Origin of the sequence: Nakamurella sp. UYEF19 (assembly GCF_040546275.1) — a bacterium.
Lineage (GTDB): Bacteria > Actinomycetota > Actinomycetes > Mycobacteriales > Nakamurellaceae > Nakamurella.
Map to the genome: position 1 here is coordinate 71487 of NZ_JBEPNO010000009.1, position 17948 is coordinate 89434.

The 17948-nt window shown below is 68.5% G+C and carries 15 protein-coding genes and 1 pseudogene; 11 read left to right on the plus strand and 5 right to left on the minus strand.

Going from position 1 to position 17948, the window contains the following annotated elements:
- Window positions 1–147: 147 nt before the first annotated feature.
- Window positions 148–792 (plus strand): ferritin-like domain-containing protein, encoded by a 645-nt coding sequence (locus tag ABIB25_RS14235; protein ID WP_354529120.1) that lies wholly within the window; start codon window positions 148–150, stop codon window positions 790–792.
- A 19-nt stretch (window positions 793–811) separates the two neighbouring features.
- The gene (locus tag ABIB25_RS14240) at window positions 812–1561 is read left to right on the plus strand and encodes a ferritin-like domain-containing protein (RefSeq protein WP_354529121.1); all 750 of its coding nucleotides are present in this window, start codon (window positions 812–814) and stop codon (window positions 1559–1561) included.
- 265 nt (window positions 1562–1826) lie between these two features.
- Here ABIB25_RS14240 and ABIB25_RS14245 read toward each other — a convergent pair whose 3' ends face one another.
- Window positions 1827–2465: an N-acetylmuramoyl-L-alanine amidase gene (locus ABIB25_RS14245; protein WP_354529122.1), complete on the minus strand. Its 639-nt coding sequence runs from the start codon at window positions 2463–2465 to the stop codon at window positions 1827–1829.
- Between ABIB25_RS14245 and ABIB25_RS14250 the strand changes: the two genes are divergently transcribed.
- The 4 genes and pseudogenes from ABIB25_RS14250 to ABIB25_RS14265 all read left to right on the plus strand — a co-directional run bounded on the left by ABIB25_RS14250 (window position 2458) and on the right by ABIB25_RS14265 (window position 5405).
- Window positions 2458–2931 (plus strand): hypothetical protein, encoded by a 474-nt coding sequence (locus tag ABIB25_RS14250; RefSeq protein ID WP_354529123.1) that lies wholly within the window; start codon window positions 2458–2460, stop codon window positions 2929–2931. The two genes, ABIB25_RS14245 and ABIB25_RS14250, sit on opposite strands and share 8 nt — an antisense overlap.
- 450 nt (window positions 2932–3381) lie before the next feature.
- Window positions 3382–4089: pseudogene (locus ABIB25_RS14255) on the plus strand (fasciclin domain-containing protein); the annotation flags it as partial.
- Window positions 4090–4104: 15 nt separating this feature from the next.
- Window positions 4105–4725 (plus strand): fasciclin domain-containing protein, encoded by a 621-nt coding sequence (locus ABIB25_RS14260; RefSeq protein ID WP_354529245.1) that lies wholly within the window; start codon window positions 4105–4107, stop codon window positions 4723–4725.
- Between the two features lie 110 nt (window positions 4726–4835).
- Window positions 4836–5405 (plus strand): alpha/beta hydrolase family protein, encoded by a 570-nt coding sequence (locus tag ABIB25_RS14265; protein WP_354529124.1) that lies wholly within the window; start codon window positions 4836–4838, stop codon window positions 5403–5405.
- Here the strand turns inward: ABIB25_RS14265 and ABIB25_RS14270 are convergent.
- Window positions 5360–6184: a hypothetical protein gene (locus tag ABIB25_RS14270; protein WP_354529125.1), complete on the minus strand. Its 825-nt coding sequence runs from the start codon at window positions 6182–6184 to the stop codon at window positions 5360–5362. The genes ABIB25_RS14265 and ABIB25_RS14270 overlap by 46 nt on opposite strands.
- Window positions 6185–6662: 478 nt before the next feature.
- Between ABIB25_RS14270 and ABIB25_RS14275 the strand changes: the two genes are divergently transcribed.
- The gene (locus ABIB25_RS14275; protein ID WP_354529126.1) at window positions 6663–9014 is read left to right on the plus strand and encodes a putative bifunctional diguanylate cyclase/phosphodiesterase; all 2352 of its coding nucleotides are present in this window, start codon (window positions 6663–6665) and stop codon (window positions 9012–9014) included.
- Entirely contained in the window at window positions 9014–9715 is a 702-nt protein-coding gene (locus ABIB25_RS14280) for an SGNH/GDSL hydrolase family protein (RefSeq protein ID WP_354529127.1), read from the plus strand. Before ABIB25_RS14275 ends, ABIB25_RS14280 begins: the two co-directional genes overlap by 1 nt.
- Window positions 9716–9769: 54 nt before the next feature.
- Here the strand turns inward: ABIB25_RS14280 and ABIB25_RS14285 are convergent, their stop codons facing one another.
- Together ABIB25_RS14285 and ABIB25_RS14290 are read right to left on the minus strand one after the other, a co-directional pair.
- A complete protein-coding gene (locus tag ABIB25_RS14285) occupies window positions 9770–10513 on the minus strand; it encodes a lysophospholipid acyltransferase family protein (protein ID WP_354529128.1) in 744 nt (247 codons plus the stop codon).
- 106 nt (window positions 10514–10619) lie between these two features.
- Entirely contained in the window at window positions 10620–11657 is a 1038-nt protein-coding gene (locus ABIB25_RS14290) for an aldo/keto reductase (RefSeq protein ID WP_354529129.1), read from the minus strand.
- A 70-nt stretch (window positions 11658–11727) separates the two neighbouring features.
- Here ABIB25_RS14290 and ABIB25_RS14295 point away from each other — a divergent pair, with 70 nt between their 5' ends.
- Window positions 11728–12543, plus strand: coding sequence for an SGNH/GDSL hydrolase family protein (locus ABIB25_RS14295; RefSeq protein ID WP_354529130.1), 816 nt, complete (start codon window positions 11728–11730; stop codon window positions 12541–12543).
- Window positions 12544–12563: 20 nt separating this feature from the next.
- Window positions 12564–12854 carry a DUF2277 domain-containing protein gene (locus ABIB25_RS14300; protein WP_354529131.1) on the plus strand — a complete coding sequence of 97 codons (291 nt, stop codon included), beginning with the start codon at window positions 12564–12566 and terminating at the stop codon, window positions 12852–12854.
- 50 nt (window positions 12855–12904) lie between these two features.
- Here the strand turns inward: ABIB25_RS14300 and ABIB25_RS14305 are convergent, their stop codons facing one another.
- On the minus strand, window positions 12905–16165 hold the full coding sequence (locus ABIB25_RS14305) for a DEAD/DEAH box helicase (protein WP_354529132.1): 3261 nt from the start codon (window positions 16163–16165) through the stop codon (window positions 12905–12907).
- 65 nt (window positions 16166–16230) lie between these two features.
- Between ABIB25_RS14305 and ABIB25_RS14310 the strand changes: the two genes are divergently transcribed.
- A complete protein-coding gene (locus tag ABIB25_RS14310) occupies window positions 16231–17925 on the plus strand; it encodes a sensor histidine kinase (RefSeq protein WP_354529133.1) in 1695 nt (564 codons plus the stop codon).
- Window positions 17926–17948 lie beyond the last annotated feature (23 nt).

Sequence of the window (17948 nt, forward strand, 5' to 3'; positions counted from 1 at the left end):
GCTCCCGTTTTGTCCACCTCGAGGCGGTGGACCGGATCGACCTACTCCCCCTCCGCATCCCGCTCGAGTGCGCCACCCCGAAGGGCCTGACGGCAGCTGCCGAATGGTCACGTTCGCACCACGAGGAACAAGTGAAAGGAACGACCGATGGGAGATCCACAACTCTTCGACGGGAAGCCGGTGCTGCAGTTCAGCACTGAAACGAACCGCCGGAGTTTCCTGAAGTACGCCGGCCTGGTAGGCGTCGGAGCAAGCCTGGTTGCCGGAGGCGTCTTCAGCGCTCCGTACGCCGCGGCCAACGCTCCCGCGGTCGCCAAGGGCGATCTGGACATCCTGAACTACGCCCTGACCCTGGAATACCTCGAGTCGGATTTCTACGCGATGGGTGTGTCGTCGGGCTTCCTGTCCGGTCGTGACCTGGACCTGATCACCCCGATCAGCGATCACGAGAAGGCGCACGTCACCGCGCTCACCTCGACGATCAAGTCGCTGGGCAGCACGCCGGTCACCAAGCCGAAGATCACCTACCCGTCCGGCACGTTCGCCAGCAAGGACTCGTTCCTCAAGACCGCGTCCGTGTTCGAGGAGCTGGGCGTCAAGGCCTACCACGGCCAGGTCCCCCTGATCCAGAGCGGCGACGTCCTCGGCGCCGCGGCCTCGATCGCCGGCGTCGAGTCGCGTCACGCGGCCATCATCGCCAGCCTGATCGGTGGGAACCCGTTCCCGCACCACATCGAAGAGCACGTCGACATGGCGACCGTGCTCGCTGCCGTCAAGCCACTGCTCAGCTGAGACCCGGAGGAGAATTCCTATGACAAGAAGTGATTTCGTAAAGGGCCAGCTGAGTGAAGTCTCGGCCCCCCAGGCACTCTCGGCGCTCAACAACCGCTGGGCGCTGGCTTCCGCGGCTGATTTCGCCAACGACGTCGACGTACTGAACTACGCACTGACCCTCGAGTACCTCGAGGCTGCCTTCTACGTGCAGGGCAACAAGGCCAACCTGCTGTCCGGCACCGAGAAGGAATACCTCGCAGCCATCCAGGCCGACGAGGAGTACCACGTCACCGCGATCACGGCCACCATCAAGGCTCTCGGCGGGACCCCCGTCTCTGCACCGGGTGTCGATTTCGGTGGGGCTTTCGACAGCCGCACCAGCTACCTGACGACCAGCCACACCTTCGAGAACGTCGGCGTCGGTGCCTACCTCGGCGCTGCCGGCTTCATCAAGGACAAGGCTGTGCTGCAGGCCGCTGCCGGCATCTTCGGCGTCGAGGCCCGCCACGCGGCGGTCGTCGGCAACCTGCTGGGACTCAAGGCCGAAGGCGGCGTCTACATGGGCGCCTTCGAGACCGGTGTCGCCAAGGCAACGGTTCTCGCCGGTGTCGCACCGTTCATCACCCAGACCGGCGTCACCCCGACCGGCGGTGCCAACACCGGTGGCGGCTCGACGGCCAGGGACGACAAGACCGGCCTGTACGCGGTCGGCGGTGCGGCCCTCCTGGGTGCGGCCGGCGCTGCGGTCTACGCGGCCAAGCACCGCGCAGCGGACGTGTCCGAGTAGCAGTCCAGCAACACGGCACCACAGCAACACGGCAGTCCATGGGCCGCGGCGGGGGATCAACTCTCTCGCCGCGGTCTGTTTTTCTTGCCCGACCCACCCTTCTTGCAGCGCTCCACCTGCATGAGGGGCGAGAGATGAACTCACGACGGACTTCTCGGCCCGGGCTGGTGCTGCGCCGGGCGAAAGTCCAGGCAGCAGCCGAGATCCGGCCCACTACCGCGCCGAGCGCGCAGCCGGACTCAGGCCCGGTACCGTTCCCGACCGATCAGCCCCGGAGGAACGCGAACACACCCTCGGCGAGCGCCGCGGCATAGCGACGCTGCCCGGAGGTGGACTTCATCAACGCCGCCTCCGTGGCATTCCGCATGTTTCCGCACTCGATCAGGATCTTCGGGCGGTCCGATCGGTTGAGACCGGTGAGGTCGTCACGCTTCCAGAGCCCACCGCTGCCCAAGGTGTTGGACGGTGGGAAACCTCCGTCCTCGGCTGCTTTCGCGATGCAGGCCGCCAGCCGCAGTGAAGCTGCCGCGATGGTGGCGCCGGCTGGTGGACGAGTTGCGGTCAGCACGTAGAACCCCTGCACCTCGGGTGGTGCCCCGTCGCCGTGGATGGAGACGACGGCGTCTGCGTCGGCACTGTTCTCGATACCGGCCCGCTTGTCGGTGCACGGCCCGACGCTGGTGTCGTTGGACCTGGTCATCACCACCTTGATTCCCTCGGCCTGCAGCAGCGCCTTCAGGTAGTTCGCGACATGCCAGGTGAACTCGTGCTCGGTATAGCCGTCGTCGGTCTCGGTTCCCGTGGTGTTGCAGGCGTTTCGCTGGCCGTAGCCGCCGTCGATGAGCTGGTTGATGATCTCCGGGTGATCGCCGTTGGCGCCGTTGTGACCAGGATCGATGGCCACCACCTTGCCGGAGAGCCCACCACCGGACGACCGACGGCTCGAACTTGTCGTCGGTGTCGCACTCGTGGAGCTGCTCGTCGTGGACGATGAAGTCTCGCTCGATGTACTTGCCGGAGAAGTACTGCTGGACGTGGAGGTCTCGCTCGGCTCCGAGGTCGTGGAGGCGGTGGTCCGCGAAGTGCTGGTCGAGCTCGGAGGACTCGGCGTGGTGGGCGGTGCTGTCGTGCTGGGAGGCGCCGCGGTCCGGCTCACCGGCGTCAGCGACAGCGGGGTCCTGGTCGACGGCGCGGAGCTGCTGCCGGCTCCCGAACCGGTGAGTCCCGGAACGGTGACGGGTGCACGGGTGACCGTCGGCACACCCCCCGCGGTGGTCCCCGTCCCGGTGCCCGAGGTGACGGCGGGAGACGGGGCGGACGAGGTCACCGCCTTCCCGCAGGCTGCCAGCAGCAGCACGGTCATGCCCTGACCAGCAACGATCAGGGCCGTTCGACGATTCAGAGGAGAAGACACATCTCCCACCCTGACAGCCGAAGTCGGCAATCCGGCGCAAGGCACGCGGGTCTGGCCAGAAATGGCGGTGGATGTCCGGATTTTGATCTCGTTCGGATAACAGTCGAACTTTCTCCCATCCACTCCACTTCCACCGCCGAACAACTCCTGTCAGATGCGAGAGCGTCTGAACGGCGCCACCAGGAGTGACCAGAAGCTTTGTCGGACAAGCATTCAGCTGTTTTCTCGCCCCGAGGCCTCGGGCGGTTCTCGGCAATGTGGTCCCGGTCACCACGTGCATCTCCCCCACGGATTCCGGTCGTAAGGGAATCCAGTAGGCGTGATCGCCACCGCTTGATCCGCAAGACCAGCAACCCAACCGTGTCCGCAATCGACAACCTCTCCACCCGAAGAAGGAGCACTTCCCATGATCCTCAAGCGCCTCGCGGTACTCACCGCAGCCGGCGGTCTGGCCCTGGCCCTCGCGGCCTGCGGTTCCAGCAGCACGGCCGCCACCAGCACCACCTCCACCTCGTCCCCTGCAGCCGTCTCTTCGCCGGCCATGACCTCCGGCGCCATGACGTCCGGCGCGATGACGTCCGGCGCGATGACGTCCGGCGCGATGACGTCGGGCTCCGCCACCGGTGCCTCGGCGCTGGTCGGCGCCGGTTGTGCCGACTACGCGAAGGCTGTCCCGTCGGGCGCCGGTTCCGTCGGTGGCATGGCCCTGGACCCGGTCGCCACCGCCGCGTCGAACAACCCGCTCCTCAAGACCCTGGTCGCCGCCGTCTCCGGCAAGGTCAACCCCAAGGTCAACCTGGTCAACACCCTCAACAGCGGCGACTTCACCGTCTTCGCCCCGGTCGACGATGCGTTCAAGAAGATCGACTCCGCCACCATGACGAAGCTGACCACCGATGACGCGCTGCTGACCAAGATCCTGACCTACCACGTCGTCCCCGGCCAGCTCGATGCCACGCAGGTCATCGGCACCCACAAGACCGTCGAGGGCGGCAACCTCACGGTCACCGGCTCCGGCAACGACATCAAGATCAACGGCACCTCCGCCGTGATCTGCGGCAACGTGAAGACCAAGAACGCCACGGTCTACCTCATCGACACCGTCCTCACCCCGCCGGCTGACGGTGCCATGTCCTCCGGTGCCATGACCTCCGGTGCCATGACCTCCGGTGCCATGACCTCCGGTGCCATGACCTCCGGTGCGATGACCTCCGGTGCGATGACCTCCGGCGGCGCCACCACCTCCGGTGCTTCGGCCCTGGTCGGATCCGGTTGTGCCGCCTACGCCAAGGCTGTCCCGGCCGGTGCCGGCTCGGTCGGCGGAATGGCTCTCGACCCGGTCGCCACCGCCGCGTCGAACAACCCGCTCCTGAAGACCCTGGTCGCCGCCGTCTCCGGCAAGGTCAACCCCAAGGTCAACCTGGTCAACACCCTCAACAGCGGTGAGTTCACCGTCTTCGCCCCGGTCGACACCGCCTTCGCCAAGGTTCCGGCCGCGACGATCAAGACCCTGTCCACCGACAGCGCCCTGCTCACCAAGATCCTGACCTACCACGTCATCTCGGGTCAGCTGGATGCCACCCAGATCGTCGGCACCCACAAGACCGTCGAAGGCGGCAGCGTCACCGTCACCGGCTCCGGCGACAACCTGAAGATCAACGGCACCACCTCGGTCATCTGCGGCAACGTGAAGACCAAGAACGCCACGGTCTACCTGATCGACACCGTCCTCACCCCGCCGGCCAGCTGATCCTGACCCGCAGCACTACCTGAACCAACAGCCATACCCGAAGGGCCCCGGCGGATCTCCTCCCGCCGGGGCCCTTCGGCCTTGTCGGCAGGTCGGTAGGCTCCTGCTGCATGGACAACTACCCACACGTCGGCGGGTTGCTCCTGACTCCAGGCGCCGGCGGCACCAGGGATCACCGCACCCTGCTGGCCGTGCAGCAGGATGTCGCGCCACTCCCCTGTCTACGGTTGGACTTTCCGGCCCGGATCGCCGGCCGCCGGGCGCCGGACCGGGCGCCGGTGGCAGTCGCCCATCTGGTCCAGAACGCCGCCTGTTTCGCCGCCGAGGTGGGCTTCACACCGGACCGGCTGGTGCTCGGCGGCCGCTCTTACGGTGGCCGGATGTCGTCCATCGCCGTCGCGCAGGGACTACCCGCAGCCGGGCTCGTGCTGCTGAGCTACCCCCTGCATCCGCCGGGGCGCCCCGACAAGCTCAGGGTCGAGCACTTCCCGGACATCGAGATCCCGGTGCTGGTGATCTCCGGCGACAAGGACCCGTTCGGAACCCCCGCGGAGTTCGACGAGCACCTGACGGCGATCCGCGGCCAGGTCACCGTCGTCCGGCTCTCGGGCGGACACGATCCGGCCGGCGGGGATCAGTTGATCGGCACCGCCGTGCGCGACTGGCTCGCGCAGCTCTGATCAGCGCGATCCGGCGACGGGGTACGAAGCGGGCGACGGCAGTCGAAGCTGATGCGTCTCTGCGGCGGAGATCCGCCGGCCGTCGCCGGACTCTCCCGACGTGCCCCCATCCGCACGTAGTAGCTGATCAGATCCTTCGACGCCGGATAACCGACGACCACGGCGTCCTGCGCCTGCCACGACGGGTAGGTCGCCTCCATCAGCACCCGCGCGTGACCGTGGCCGTCCCGCCGCGAGACCAGCGAGGTCAGGACGTTCACCGTACGTCCGTCGGCGCGGAGTCCGCACTGACGCTTGATCGTCAGCCACTCCGGATTGAGCACCGCGAACTCCACCAGGCCGATCAGCTCGATCAGCGCTGGCAGCAGTACCGCGAAGGCCACCACCGCCACCACGATGGCACCGTGGCACACCAGGATCAGTCCGGAAATCCCAGCCAGCCACAGTGTTCCCGCGATCACCGCCATCGTCAGGGCCGGGCGCACCCGCTGCGGAACCGTCCCGTCGTGGAACGAGAGGGATGCGTCCGGGGTGATCCGGATGTGGCCGGCGGTCAATCCGACGATGCCAAGGTGCAACGGCCACAACCACGGCACGACCAGCACACCGACCACCGGCAGCTGACCGAGCAACGTGAGACGTCGGGTGCGGTCCATCGCGACCCTGGCCGCCTGGGCAAGGGTGGTCACCGCCGGCGGCTCCACGACGACACCCGAACCCTGCGTCCGCTGGTCCGGAATGACGCTGAGCAATCTTCCGGTAGCCAGTAATTGCCTCATAGGCTGAATTCTGCGGGCAGAGGAGCGACATACGATGTACGCACGGTAAAGATCAGCCATTCCATTTCACTCGTCTACGAATGCCGAACCACCAACCGACAATCAACGCAATCCGGACACAAGTGGTCTCGGACAGTACATCTCGTGGTTCGACCGCCCGAGTGAAGAGTTCGCTGCGTCAAGCGGACGGGGGCAATGCGAATACGTCGTGTGACGGCGGCACCACCCGATCCGCCGAGCGGCGCGAACGCGACGGTCATTCGCCGCGCTTTGTCGAGAATTTCATTCGGATCATCCGGGCGCCTCCGCCGTGGCGGCACGCAGTCGTGACGGTCGCGCCGATCCGACGGCGGGCGCCGAGCCACGTTCAGCCTTCCGGAGAAAAGTTGATCGAATCGACCCGGGCCAGGAGGCCCCGACGTCGCTACCATCGAAGCCAGGGGCCATTCGTGCACCTGCGACGTGTGGAGAGGGTGCTGTGTCTGCTCGGACCGTCACCCACGGGGCGCGCCCATCGACCGTGGCACTGGCCGCCGGTGCGGTCCTGGTGGTCGCGTCGATCGTTTCCGGGTTCGTCGACCCGGACCAGCCGCTGATCAGGAACATCACCCAGCTGATCGCTGCCGCTGGGGCCGCCCTGACCTGCTGGCGCACCTCGCGTTCGACCGGCGGTCGCATGCGGTCGAGCTGGTCGGCCATCGCCCTGGGCTGCGCGGCCTGGGCCATCGGTCAGCTGGTGTACACCCTGCTCTCGATCCGCACGCCCGAGAGCGCGCTGCAAGGCCCCACCGTGGCCGACATCGGCTTCATCCTGTTCCCGGTCGGAGCCTTCGCCTGCCTGTTGTTGTTCCCGCCCTCCGGCGGGAAGAGCGCCGTCATCAGGTCCTCGTTGGACGGCTGCGCACTTCTCGCCGCCCTGGTGGCCATCAGCTGGCCGATTGCCAGGTCCGCCTACGAGCAGGGCGGCGCCGACACCCACGGCGCGCTGGGCCTGATCAAGACCATCGCCTACCCGTCCGGCGACGTCCTGATCATCGCGCTGGCATTCTTCAGCGTCTCGAGGCCGACCCGACACCGCGTTCCGTTGCTGCTGCTCGCGGCCGGCGTCTCGTTGATCACCCTGGCCGACGCAGCATTCGCCACCGCGACCGGCCCACTGCCCGATGTCGGGTTCGTCACCGCCTTCCTGGCCCTGGCCTACGCCGCCGGAACCGGCGGCCGCATGCTCGCACTTGACCGTGCCCGCGGCGCCAGCCCCACGCCCAGTCAGACCCCCGGCGCCAGCATGCTGCCGTATCTGCCCCTGGCCGTGGCCATCGGCACCCTCTCGCTCCGGGCGATCGGGTCCGAGCCACCCGGTCATCTCGAGATCGCCGCGGTCGCGGTGGCCGTCGTCGCGGTCCTGATCCGTCAGTACCTGACGGTATTGGACAACCGGCAGCTGCTGGAGGAGGTCGCCGAACGGGAGGAACGCCTGCGGCGGCAGGCCTTCCAGGACCAGCTGACCGGGCTGGCCAACCGCGCCCTGTTCACCGACCGGGTGGCGCACGCCCTTCACCTGCACCGACGCGACCTGCGGCCGCTGGGGCTGCTGTTCTGCGACCTGGACGACTTCAAGGCCGTCAACGACACGCTCGGTCACGCGGCCGGTGACCAGATGCTGATCCGGGTCGCCGAACGGCTGCGCGGTGCGCTGCGGGAGGGCGACACGCTGGCCAGATTCGGTGGCGACGAGTTCGCAGTCCTGCTCGAGGACGGCAGCGAACCGACGTTGGTCGCGACACGAATCATCGACGCGCTGCGCGAACCATTCGTCGTCAACGACACCACCGTCAACGTCGGGGTGAGCGTGGGCGTCACCGACCTGGACGGCAAGACGGCCATCCCCACCCTGGACGAACTGCTGGCCCACGCCGACGTCGCGATGTACTCCGCGAAGCGTTCGGGCAAGGGGCAGCTCGCACTCTACGAACCGAGCATGGTGCTGCCGGCCGCCGTCGACCTCAAGCTCCGCGAGCCCCTGCGGGTCGCGCTCCGTACCGGGAAGATCCACGCCGTCTACCAGCCGATCATCGACCTCGCCGACGGGCGGATGTCGGCGGTCGAGACGCTGGCCCGCTGGATGCACGATGGGCTGCAGGTGTCGCCGGTGGAGTTCGTGCCGATGGCCGGCCGGGCCGGACTGCTGGCCCAGCTGACCGACCACATGCTCGACGAGGCCTGCGCGCAGCTGGCCAGGTGGACCCGCCTGTACGGTGATCGTGGCTTGAAGATCGGCGTCAACATCCCACCGCAACTGATCATCGATCTCGACTTCCCGAACCGGGTCGCGGCGATGTTGGCGAAGCATTCCGTCCGTCCTGAGCAACTGATCCTGGAGATCACCGAGGACGCACTGCTGGGCGATCTGACCACGGCCAGAACGGTCACCGCGCGGTTGCGGCGCATCGGGGCGTCGCTCTCGCTCGACGACTTCGGCACCGGGTACTCCTCGCTCCTGCATCTGCAGCAGATCCCGCTGGACGCCCTGAAGATCGACATCAGCTTCGTGGCCAACATCGACCGCGACGCGGAGGGCGAGCGGTTCCTGCGCGCGTTCCTCGCGCTCGGCAAGGACCTCGGACTGGCCGTCACGGCCGAGGGGGTGGAACGCGAGGAGCAGGCGCAGACCCTCCGACGGCTCGGTTGCCCGACGGCGCAGGGCTTCCTGTTCGCCCGGCCCGGCCCGGCGGCCGACCTGGAATCCACCCTCCTGCAGCCGGGCGCCGTGTGGAAGCCTGCGTCGACCGGTTCCTTCCGGCCCCGCCGTGGTGCACCGGGACGGATCTGATGTCCGAGATCGGTTTCGACTACTCGAATCTGAGCGGACGACCGGCCGGGCTGGTGACCCGCGCCCTGTCGGTGGTGATCCCCGGGGTCCGCGAGGTCCAGGACCAGGTGGTGCCGTACGCGGAGCGTTGGCAGTCGGCCAACCGGGCCGCACTGGCCGCCGCCGGTCCCCTCTGGATTGCGCTGGGCGACTCGATGACGCAGGGCATCGGCGCGTCGGCCTTCGACCGTGGCTGGATCGGCCAGCTGGCCGTGCTGGCGAAGGGCGACGTCCCCGGGCGCCTGGTGAATCTGTCCAGCAGTGGGGCCAAGGTGCGTGACGTACTGGACCGCCAACTCCCGGCGATGGCGGGCCTTGGCGTCGAGCCGGATCTGATCACCGTCCTGATCGGCTCCAACGACCTGATCCGTCCCCGCAACCGCAGGATCTTCCCGGAGTCCTTCGCGCAGATGCTCGACGCCCTGCCGGCCGGCACCGTGGTGGCCACCCAGCCCAACCCGTCCAGGGCCGCTGCCGAGGCGAACGGGCTGCTGGAGCGCGCGGCGGCCGAGCGCGGCCTGGTCATCGCCGAACTGCGAGATCGCCGGACGGGGAGCTGGAAGGGCAAACTCGCCGCCGACCACTTCCACCCCAATGACGCGGGCTACGCCGGCATCGCCGCCGTGTTCGCCGATGCGGTGTCCGGGCGCCGGGCAGCCTGAGGCCGGAGCACCATCCCGGCGCTGGAACCCGACGTTGGATCCCGGCGCGGGGAGTCAGCGCTGGATCTTGGCCTCGTCGATCTTTGCGGCCTCCGCCGGGTCCGGCGCGCTTCCGCCCAGATGCCTTGGGAGCCACCAGGTGTCGCGTAGGTTCCGCGGTCGGTCCGGGTAGTCGCGCTGCACACCGTCCAACATCTCGTCCATCACCGCGTGCAGCACATCGGTGAATTCCTCGATCGTCAGGTCAGGTCGCGGCGGGATCGGCGGCCCGATCAACACGGTGACCGGCACGTGGCGGCGGAAGTGCCGGCGTCCGTCCACCGTGATCAGACGTTGCCCGCCCCAGGTGATGACCGGGAGCAGCGGGACGTCCTCTTCGACGGCGAGTGCGGCCGCGCCCCGTTTGAACGGCTTCAGCGTCCAGGCCCGGCTGATCGTGGCCTCCGGGAAGACCCCGACGATCTCACCGCCCTGCAGCGCGCGCTCAGCATGCCGGTAGGCGCCCGCCCCGGATCCGGAAGCGCGCTCGACCGGCACGTGTCCCATCGCGCGCATCAACGACCCGACCACCGGTAGCCCGAAGATCGAGCGCTTGGCCAGGAAACGGACCTTCCGCCCACGGTTGTCGGCGGCGAGGCCGATGAAGGTGAAGTCCAGGTAGCTGATGTGGTTGGAGGCGATGACGGCCGGACCGGAAGCCGGCAGGTACTCCCCCCCGCGGATGTCGAAGCGGATCGCCATCAACCGGAAGAAGCCGCGAAAGATCCGGATGACCACCCGGTAGACCCGGTCCTGCATGGAAAACCCCCTGCCCTCGGCGATACCGTTCCCAGCATGTCCTCAGCATAGGGAACAGGCCGACCCGCAAGAATCCTGCGGAGACCGCGGACGGCGGGGCCGTGGATCAACTGGGTTTCTGGTCCGCCTGGGCCGCCTGGGTTGCCTGAGCCGCCTGGGCCGCCGCCTCGGCGCGACCGATGCTGGACGTCGCCGCGTACCGGGCCCCGACCGCGGCCGGCACGGCCCGGCCGATCTGGTCGAGATCTGCTGCGCTCAGCTCGATGTCGACGGCCGCCAGGTTCTCCTCGAGATACCGGCGGCGTTTCGTGCCGGGGATCGGCACCAGATCGTGGCCCTGCCCCAGCACCCACGCGAGCGCGAGTTGCGCCGGTGTCACCGACTTCTGCGCCGCCAGCTCGCGGACCAGTTCGACGATGCGCTGGTTCTCGACCAGGTTGTCGCCCTGGAACCGCGGGTTGGCGCGGCGGAAGTCGTCGTCGTCCAGGTCTTCCACGCCGGACACGGCGCCGGTGAGGAAGCCACGGCCGAGCGGCGAGTACGGTACGAACCCGACTCCGAGTTCCCTTGCGGTTGGGAGGATCTCGGCCTCGACATCGCGGTACCAGAGCGAGTACTCGGTCTGCAGTGCGGCAATGGGATGCGTGGCGTGTGCCCGGCGCAGCGTGTCCGCGGTGACCTCGGAGAGCCCGAGGTACCGCACCTTGCCCTCCTGGACCAACTCGGCCATCGCGCCGATCGTCTCCTCGACCGGCGTGTTCGGGTCGGGGCGGTGCTGGTAGTAAAGGTCGATGTGGTCGACGCCGAGCCGGGTCAACGAGGCCTCGGCGGCGGCCTTCACGTACTCCGGGCTGCCGTTGACACCACGCGCGGTCGGGTCGGCCGGGTCACGCATGATCCCGAACTTGGTGGCCAGCACGACCTCGTGCCGACGGCCGGCGATGGCCTTGCCGACCAGGACCTCGTTGGTGTGCGGACCGTAGACGTCGGACGTGTCCAGCAGCGTCACGCCGAGGTCGAGCGCCCGCTGGATCGTCGCGGTGGACTCGACATCGTCACCCCGGCCGTAGAACTCGGACATACCCATGCACCCGAGTCCGAGCGCGGACACCTCGAGTTCCGGTCCCAACTTCCTCGTCTTCATGCGGTCCACGCTACCCACCATGCCCAGGACTGCTCTGGCCGATGTCGGTCCCCGGTGGTAGACCTCTTCCATGCGCGGATTCCGGCCGCTGGCCCTGGCCCTGCTCACCGTCCTGCTGACTGCCGTCCTGACGGCCGTCACCGCACTGACCGCGGGTGCGGCGGGTGCGGCGCCACCGCCGGTCCGTTACGTCGCGCTCGGCGACTCCTACTCCTCGGGCCTCGGTGCCGGCAGCAGCTACACCGGCGGTAGTTGCGATCGCAGCGGCGGTGCCTTCTCCGCACTCTGGAGCGCCTCCCACGCGCCGGCGTCCTACACGTCGTTGGCCTGTGCCGGGGCGACCACCGCGACCGTGATGAGCTCGCAACTCCCCAGCGTGGCCTCGACCACCACCCTGATCAGCATCACTGCCGGCGGGAACGACGTCGGCTTCGCGAACATCATGACGACCTGCGCCCTGCACGGCACCTCGGATTGCGTGGCTGCGGTCAACGATGCGGAAAACGCCGCGAACATGTCCTTGCCCGCGCAGCTCGATCGGACCTACTCGGCCATCTCGTCTGCAGCGCCGGCCGCGAAGGTGGTGGTGCTGAGCTATCCGCTCTTCTACCAGCTGCACGTCTGGTACTGCGTCGGGCTGTCGGAGACGTCGAGGACCAAGATCGACGAGGGCATCAACCTGGTGGACGACCTGACGGCCGCCGCGGCCGGGCGGCACGGATTCACCTTCGCCGACGTGCGGTCGGCCTTTGCCGGCCACCAGCTCTGCAGCGGTAGCAAATGGCTGCACGCAGTCGATCTCGCCCACATCCAGGAGTCCTACCACCCGACGGCGAGCGGTCAGCAGAACGCCTACCTTCCGGTCTTCTCGGCGGCCGTCGGCTGACCCGACTAAACTCAGCCGGCATGTGCCGGAACATCACCGAACTCCGCGGCCTCGAGCCGGCCGCCACCTCCGTCGAGATCGAGGCCGCCGCTCGGCAGTACGTGCGCAAGGTCAGCGGGATCCAGAAGCTCTCGGACGCCAATCGCGACGTCTTCGAGGCCGCCGTCGCCGAGGTCACCGCAACCACCCTGCACCTGCTGTCGCACCTCCCACCCCGCAAGCAGCCGCCGGCCACCGTGCCGCCGTTGCGCCGCCCCGAGGTCAAGGCGCGCATCGCCGCGAAGGCCGCCGCAGCCGCCGCTGTGAGCTGAGCCGCCCGGTCGCAGCCACCACAGACCGGCACCACAGCCCGGCAGCCCCATCAGCTGAGCAGGCTGCGGATGTCGTCGGCGGTCAGCGCGCTCGAGGCGGCGCCGTCATCGCTCATCACGCTCGAGAACAGCTTGGCCTTGCTCTCCTTGAGCGCCATCACCTTCTCCTCGATCGTGCCCTTGGCCACCAGCCGGTACACCATCACCGTCTTGAGCTGGCCGATCCGGTGCGCGCGGTCGATGGCCTGCGCCTCGGTCGCAGGGTTCCACCACGGATCGAGCAGGATGCAGTAGTCCGCCTCGGTCAGGTTGAGCCCGAACCCGCCGGCCTTGAGGCTGATCAGGAAGACCGGGGCCGTCCCGGTGCTGAACCGGTCGAGCACCTCCGCCCGCCGCCGGGTCCGCCCGTCCAGGTAGCAGTGATCGACCCCCGCCAGTTCGAGCCGGGTCCGCACCTTGGCCAGGAACGAGGTGAACTGGCTGAAGACCAGCACCCGGTGCCCCTCGGCCACCACATCCTCCAACTGCTCCATCAGGGCGTCGAGTTTCGTCGACGGGATACCTCCGTATTTCTCGTCGACGAGGGAGGCGTCCAGGCTGAGCTGCCGCAGCAGGGTCAGCGACCGGAAGATGACGAACCGGTTCTTGTCCAGGTCGCCGATCAGGCCGAGGACCTTCTGCCGCTCGCGCTGCAGATGGGTCTGGTAGACCTTCTGATGCCGCGGGTTGAGCTCCAGCTCGATGACCTGCTCCTGCTTTGGCGGCAGCTCCTTGACCACCTGTTCCTTGTTGCGGCGCAACATGAGTGGCCGGATCCGTCTTCTCAGCTGACTCAGTCTGTCCTGCTCGCCGTACCTCTCGATCGGCTTCTGGTAGTAGTCGGCGAAGCGGGTCGGGCTGCCGAACAGGCCAGGTGCGGTGATGGAGAACAGCGACCACAATTCCATCAGGTTGTTCTCCATCGGGGTGCCGGTGATGGCGAGCTTGAACCCGGTGGACAGTTTCTTGGCGTTCTTGAAACCGATCGACTGGTGGTTCTTGACGAACTGCGCCTCGTCCAGGATCAGCCCCGCCCATTCCTGTTCCTGGTAGTCGTCGAACTCCAGCCGGAACAGCGCATAGGAGGTGATCACGATGTCTGCCTCGGCCGTCAGGTCGGCGATCGTCGTCCGTCGTCGGGAGTGGGTCTCGTTGATGGTGACGGTCTTCAGGTGGGGAGCGAATCGTGTGGCCTCGGACTTCCAGTTGCCGACGACGCTCGTCGGCGCCACCACCAGGAAGGCCGGTGACCCCGCCGGGCGGGCGACCACCGCCGAGATCAGCGCCAACGCCTGGACCGTCTTGCCCAGACCCATGTCGTCGGCGAGGATCCCGCCGAGTCCGGCGTCGAACAGGAACATCAGCCAGTCGAACCCGTCCTGCTGGTAGGGCCGCAGGGTCGCGGCGAAGTGCTCGGGCAGCGCCTGCCGCTCGATGCGGGTCACCTCCAGCAGCGCGCTCACCCGGCGGTGCCACTGAGCTGCCTGTTCGTCGACCACCCCGAGCACACGCAGTTCGTCCCACAGGCTGGCCTGGAATCGGCTGACCCGCAGGCCCTTCTCGCCCGGATCCTGCAACTGCCGCGCCTCGTCGATCAGCCGCCGAAGCTGCTCGAACCGCTCGGCTTCCAGGGTGAAGTAGGTGCCGCTGGGCAGGATCATGAAGTCCTGGCCGGTGGCCAGCGCGACGAAGATGTCCCGGATCGGCACCTCCTCGCCGTCGACGCTGACGACGATCTGCAGATCGAACCAGTCGCGTCCCTCGCCCGGCTCGCCGGAGATCCCGATGACGGGCAGGCCCTCCGCCGCACGGTAGTTGGCCTCGCCGACCACCTCCACCTGCAGCCCCGGATGCTCGGCCAGCAGCGGTAGGACCCCGGCCAGGAACTGGATCGCCTGCATGCCGAGCAGGGTCGTCTCGCCGACCAGGCGACCGCGGTCCAGCAGGTACTCCTGCTCGGACACCTCCGCCGGCAACGCATCGACCACGGCGTGTTCGAGCACGAGGTCGCGGTAGGCGGCCGGCTGGAACTGCGGCCACAGCGGCTGCTCCCCGTCGGCCCCGTCGTACCGCCACGCCCAGCGCAGCGTCACCCGGTGGCCCGTCAGGCGCGCGATCGTGAGCCAGAGCTGCGGCGGCACGGGAGCCGGCACCTCGAACGTGTCGTTCGAGGAGACCAACCGGACCCGTTGCCGGAGGACGGGCAGATAGGTGCCGAGGAACCTGGCCTCGTCACGGGCGGGAATCTGTTGCGGGCCGGCGGCCGCCAGCGCCAGCAGCTCGCGGCTCGGGCTGGCTTTGAACGGCGTCACCACGAGCGGCCGCTCGCGCAGCGGCAAGGCGTCGGCCCAGGTGGGCCACGACGCCAGCGCCCGGACCGGAGCGCCCAGCATCACCCGGCCGCCAGCGCCGCCGGCGTTAACGGCGGTGACGGTGTCCAGGGTGGCCGCCACCGCCAGACCCTCGTCGGTGCGCACCACATCGAGGACCAGCTCGGCCGGCTCGGCAGCGATGGTCACCGCGTGCTGGTGCCGGTCGGAACCGATCAACGTGACGCCCAGCTCGTCGGCGCGGCCCAGCAGGTCCCAGACCGCAGTGCCGGTGACCGACTCGAGCTGGATCCAGGCCGGCACCGATCCGTAGTAGCGGGAGGAGTTGTTCACCGCGACGGACAGCACCGCCGACAGCCAGTCCAGGTGGGCCGGGTCCGGGCGTGCCCTGCCGTAGCTGGAGTAACCCAGGCTGGACCAGCCGATCCCGGTCCGCACCCAGCGTCCGGCCGCACCCTGCTGCACCGGCCGGATGCCGAGCCGCGCCGCCGTGGGCAGCCCCATCCCACTGGTGCGCGGGCCGGTCTCGCCGACGGCCGCCATCAGCTCGAACTGCAGGCCGATCGGCATCAGCGACGGATCGACCTCGTCCTCGTCGGCCCGCACCAGCGGGGTCAGCATCCGTTCCCAGGACGGCGGCGCCGACGACTGGTCCTCGCCCCGCCGAGACAGTCCCGAGATCACCAGGGCCGCAACATGTTTGCAGTTCATGTGCACCGGACACGAGCAGATGCCGGTGAGGGCCACCACGGACGGCCCGTCGAGCCGCAGCGTGACGCTGACGACGTAGGGCCGGATTCCGCCGCCCTGCACCTGACCGAGGATCCGCAGCGGATCCTCCGTCACCGTCGTCACGACCACAGCCCCGCGGCGCGAGTAGTCCAACCCCTTCTGCAGGGTCAACCCGCCGACGAGTCTGCTCAGCGAGAAGACATCGATCATCCTGGGGAGCCTACGGACGCACCCCGACAGCCGGTTCTCTCATTCACAACCACCCGTAGCATGACGTGATCCTGTTCACACGAGGGTCCACGTCGGCGGTCACCCGTCCCGCCAGAGGGTTGGCCCGGCAGCTCCTGCTGCTCCAGGTCGCCCTGGTGCTGTTCGCCTGCGCGGTCGCCGTGACGGTCGCCGTCGTGCAGGCGAGATCCGACGTCAGGGACCAGGCCGGCCGCCGCTGCCTGTCCATCGCCGAGGCCGTCGCCGGCACCGGCTGGGTGGCCGATCAGGTATCAGCCGATCAGACCAACGGCGCGAGCCCGACGAACACTTTGCAGCCCTATGCGGCCGACGTGCTCGACCGGACCGGGGTCGACTTCATCACCATCATGAGTCCGGCCGGCTTCCGCTACACCCACCCGGATCCGAGCCAGATCGGCAAGCACTACCTGGGCACCATCGCGCCGGCCCTCGCCGGCGGCTCGGTGGTGGAGACCTACACCGGCACCCTCGGTCCGTCGGTGCGGGCCGTCGTCGCCATCCACGCGGGCGCGGACACCGGCACCAACGCGCACGGGACCGTCGTCGCGCTGGTCGCGGTCGGCGTCCGGGTGGACGCCCTCGGGCCCGAGATCGCCTCCCGGATCGGGATCATCGCGTTGGTCGGCGGTTCGCTACTGGTGCTCGCGCTGATCGGGACCGCGCTGATCGGTCGCCGGATGAACCGGCAGACGCACGGGCTCGGCGCCGACGAGCTCGGCGTGATGCACACCTACTACGACGCGGTGCTGCACTCGGTCCGAGAGGGGTTGCTGCTGCTGGACTCCAGCGGCCGCATCCGGCTGATCAACGCCGAGGCCATCCGGTTGCTCGCACTGACGGGGAACCCGGTCAACCTCGTCGGTCGACCGCTGACCGAGCTTTCCCTGCCCGGCGAGCTGGTGGGCGCACTGGCCGGGTCGGAGCCGCTGGTCGACGCCGTGCACCTGGCGGGCGACCGGGTCCTCGTGGTCAGCGCACTGCCGGCCCGGCCCCGGGACAGATCACGGAGCGTCGGCCGGGTGATCACCCTCCGGGATCACACCGAGCTGACCGAACTGACCAGCGAGCTCGGCACCGCCCGGGATCTCACGGAAGCCCTGCAGTCCCAGTCGCACGAATCGGCGAACCGCCTGCACGCGGTCATCACACTGGTCGAACTGGGAAGGGCCGAGGAGGCCATTGCGTTCGCGACCCGCGAGCTGCGCCTGGCCCAGGAGCTGACCGACCAGGTCGTGCGGACGATCGCGGACCCGGTGCTGGCGGCCGTGCTGCTGGGCAAGGCCCAGGTGGCCGCCGAACTCGGCATCGACTTCCGGCTGACCCCCGACTCCACCCTGGACGCGGATGCGCTGGCCGATGCGGGGCTCGAACCCAGGGAGGTGGTGACCCTGCTGGGGAACCTGATCGACAACGCCTTCGACGCGATCGGGCGGGCACCGCGACCGGGTACCGGCCTGGTCCAGGTCACCTTGCGGCGCACCGATCCCGAGGCCGACGAAGTCTTCCTGGAGGTCTCGGACAATGGGCCGGGCCTCGATCCGCAGGACGCGGAGCAGGCCTTCCGCCGGGGCTGGTCGACGAAACGCGACGACGGCGCCCTGCACGGCCACGGCATCGGGCTAGGCCTCGTCGGGCAGGTGGTCCGGCGTCATGGCGGCAGTGTCGGGGTCGGGTCGAACGCCGACGCCGGTGCCGTCTTCACCGTGACGGTCGGTCGGTGACGGTGCGCCCGTGAACAGGAACC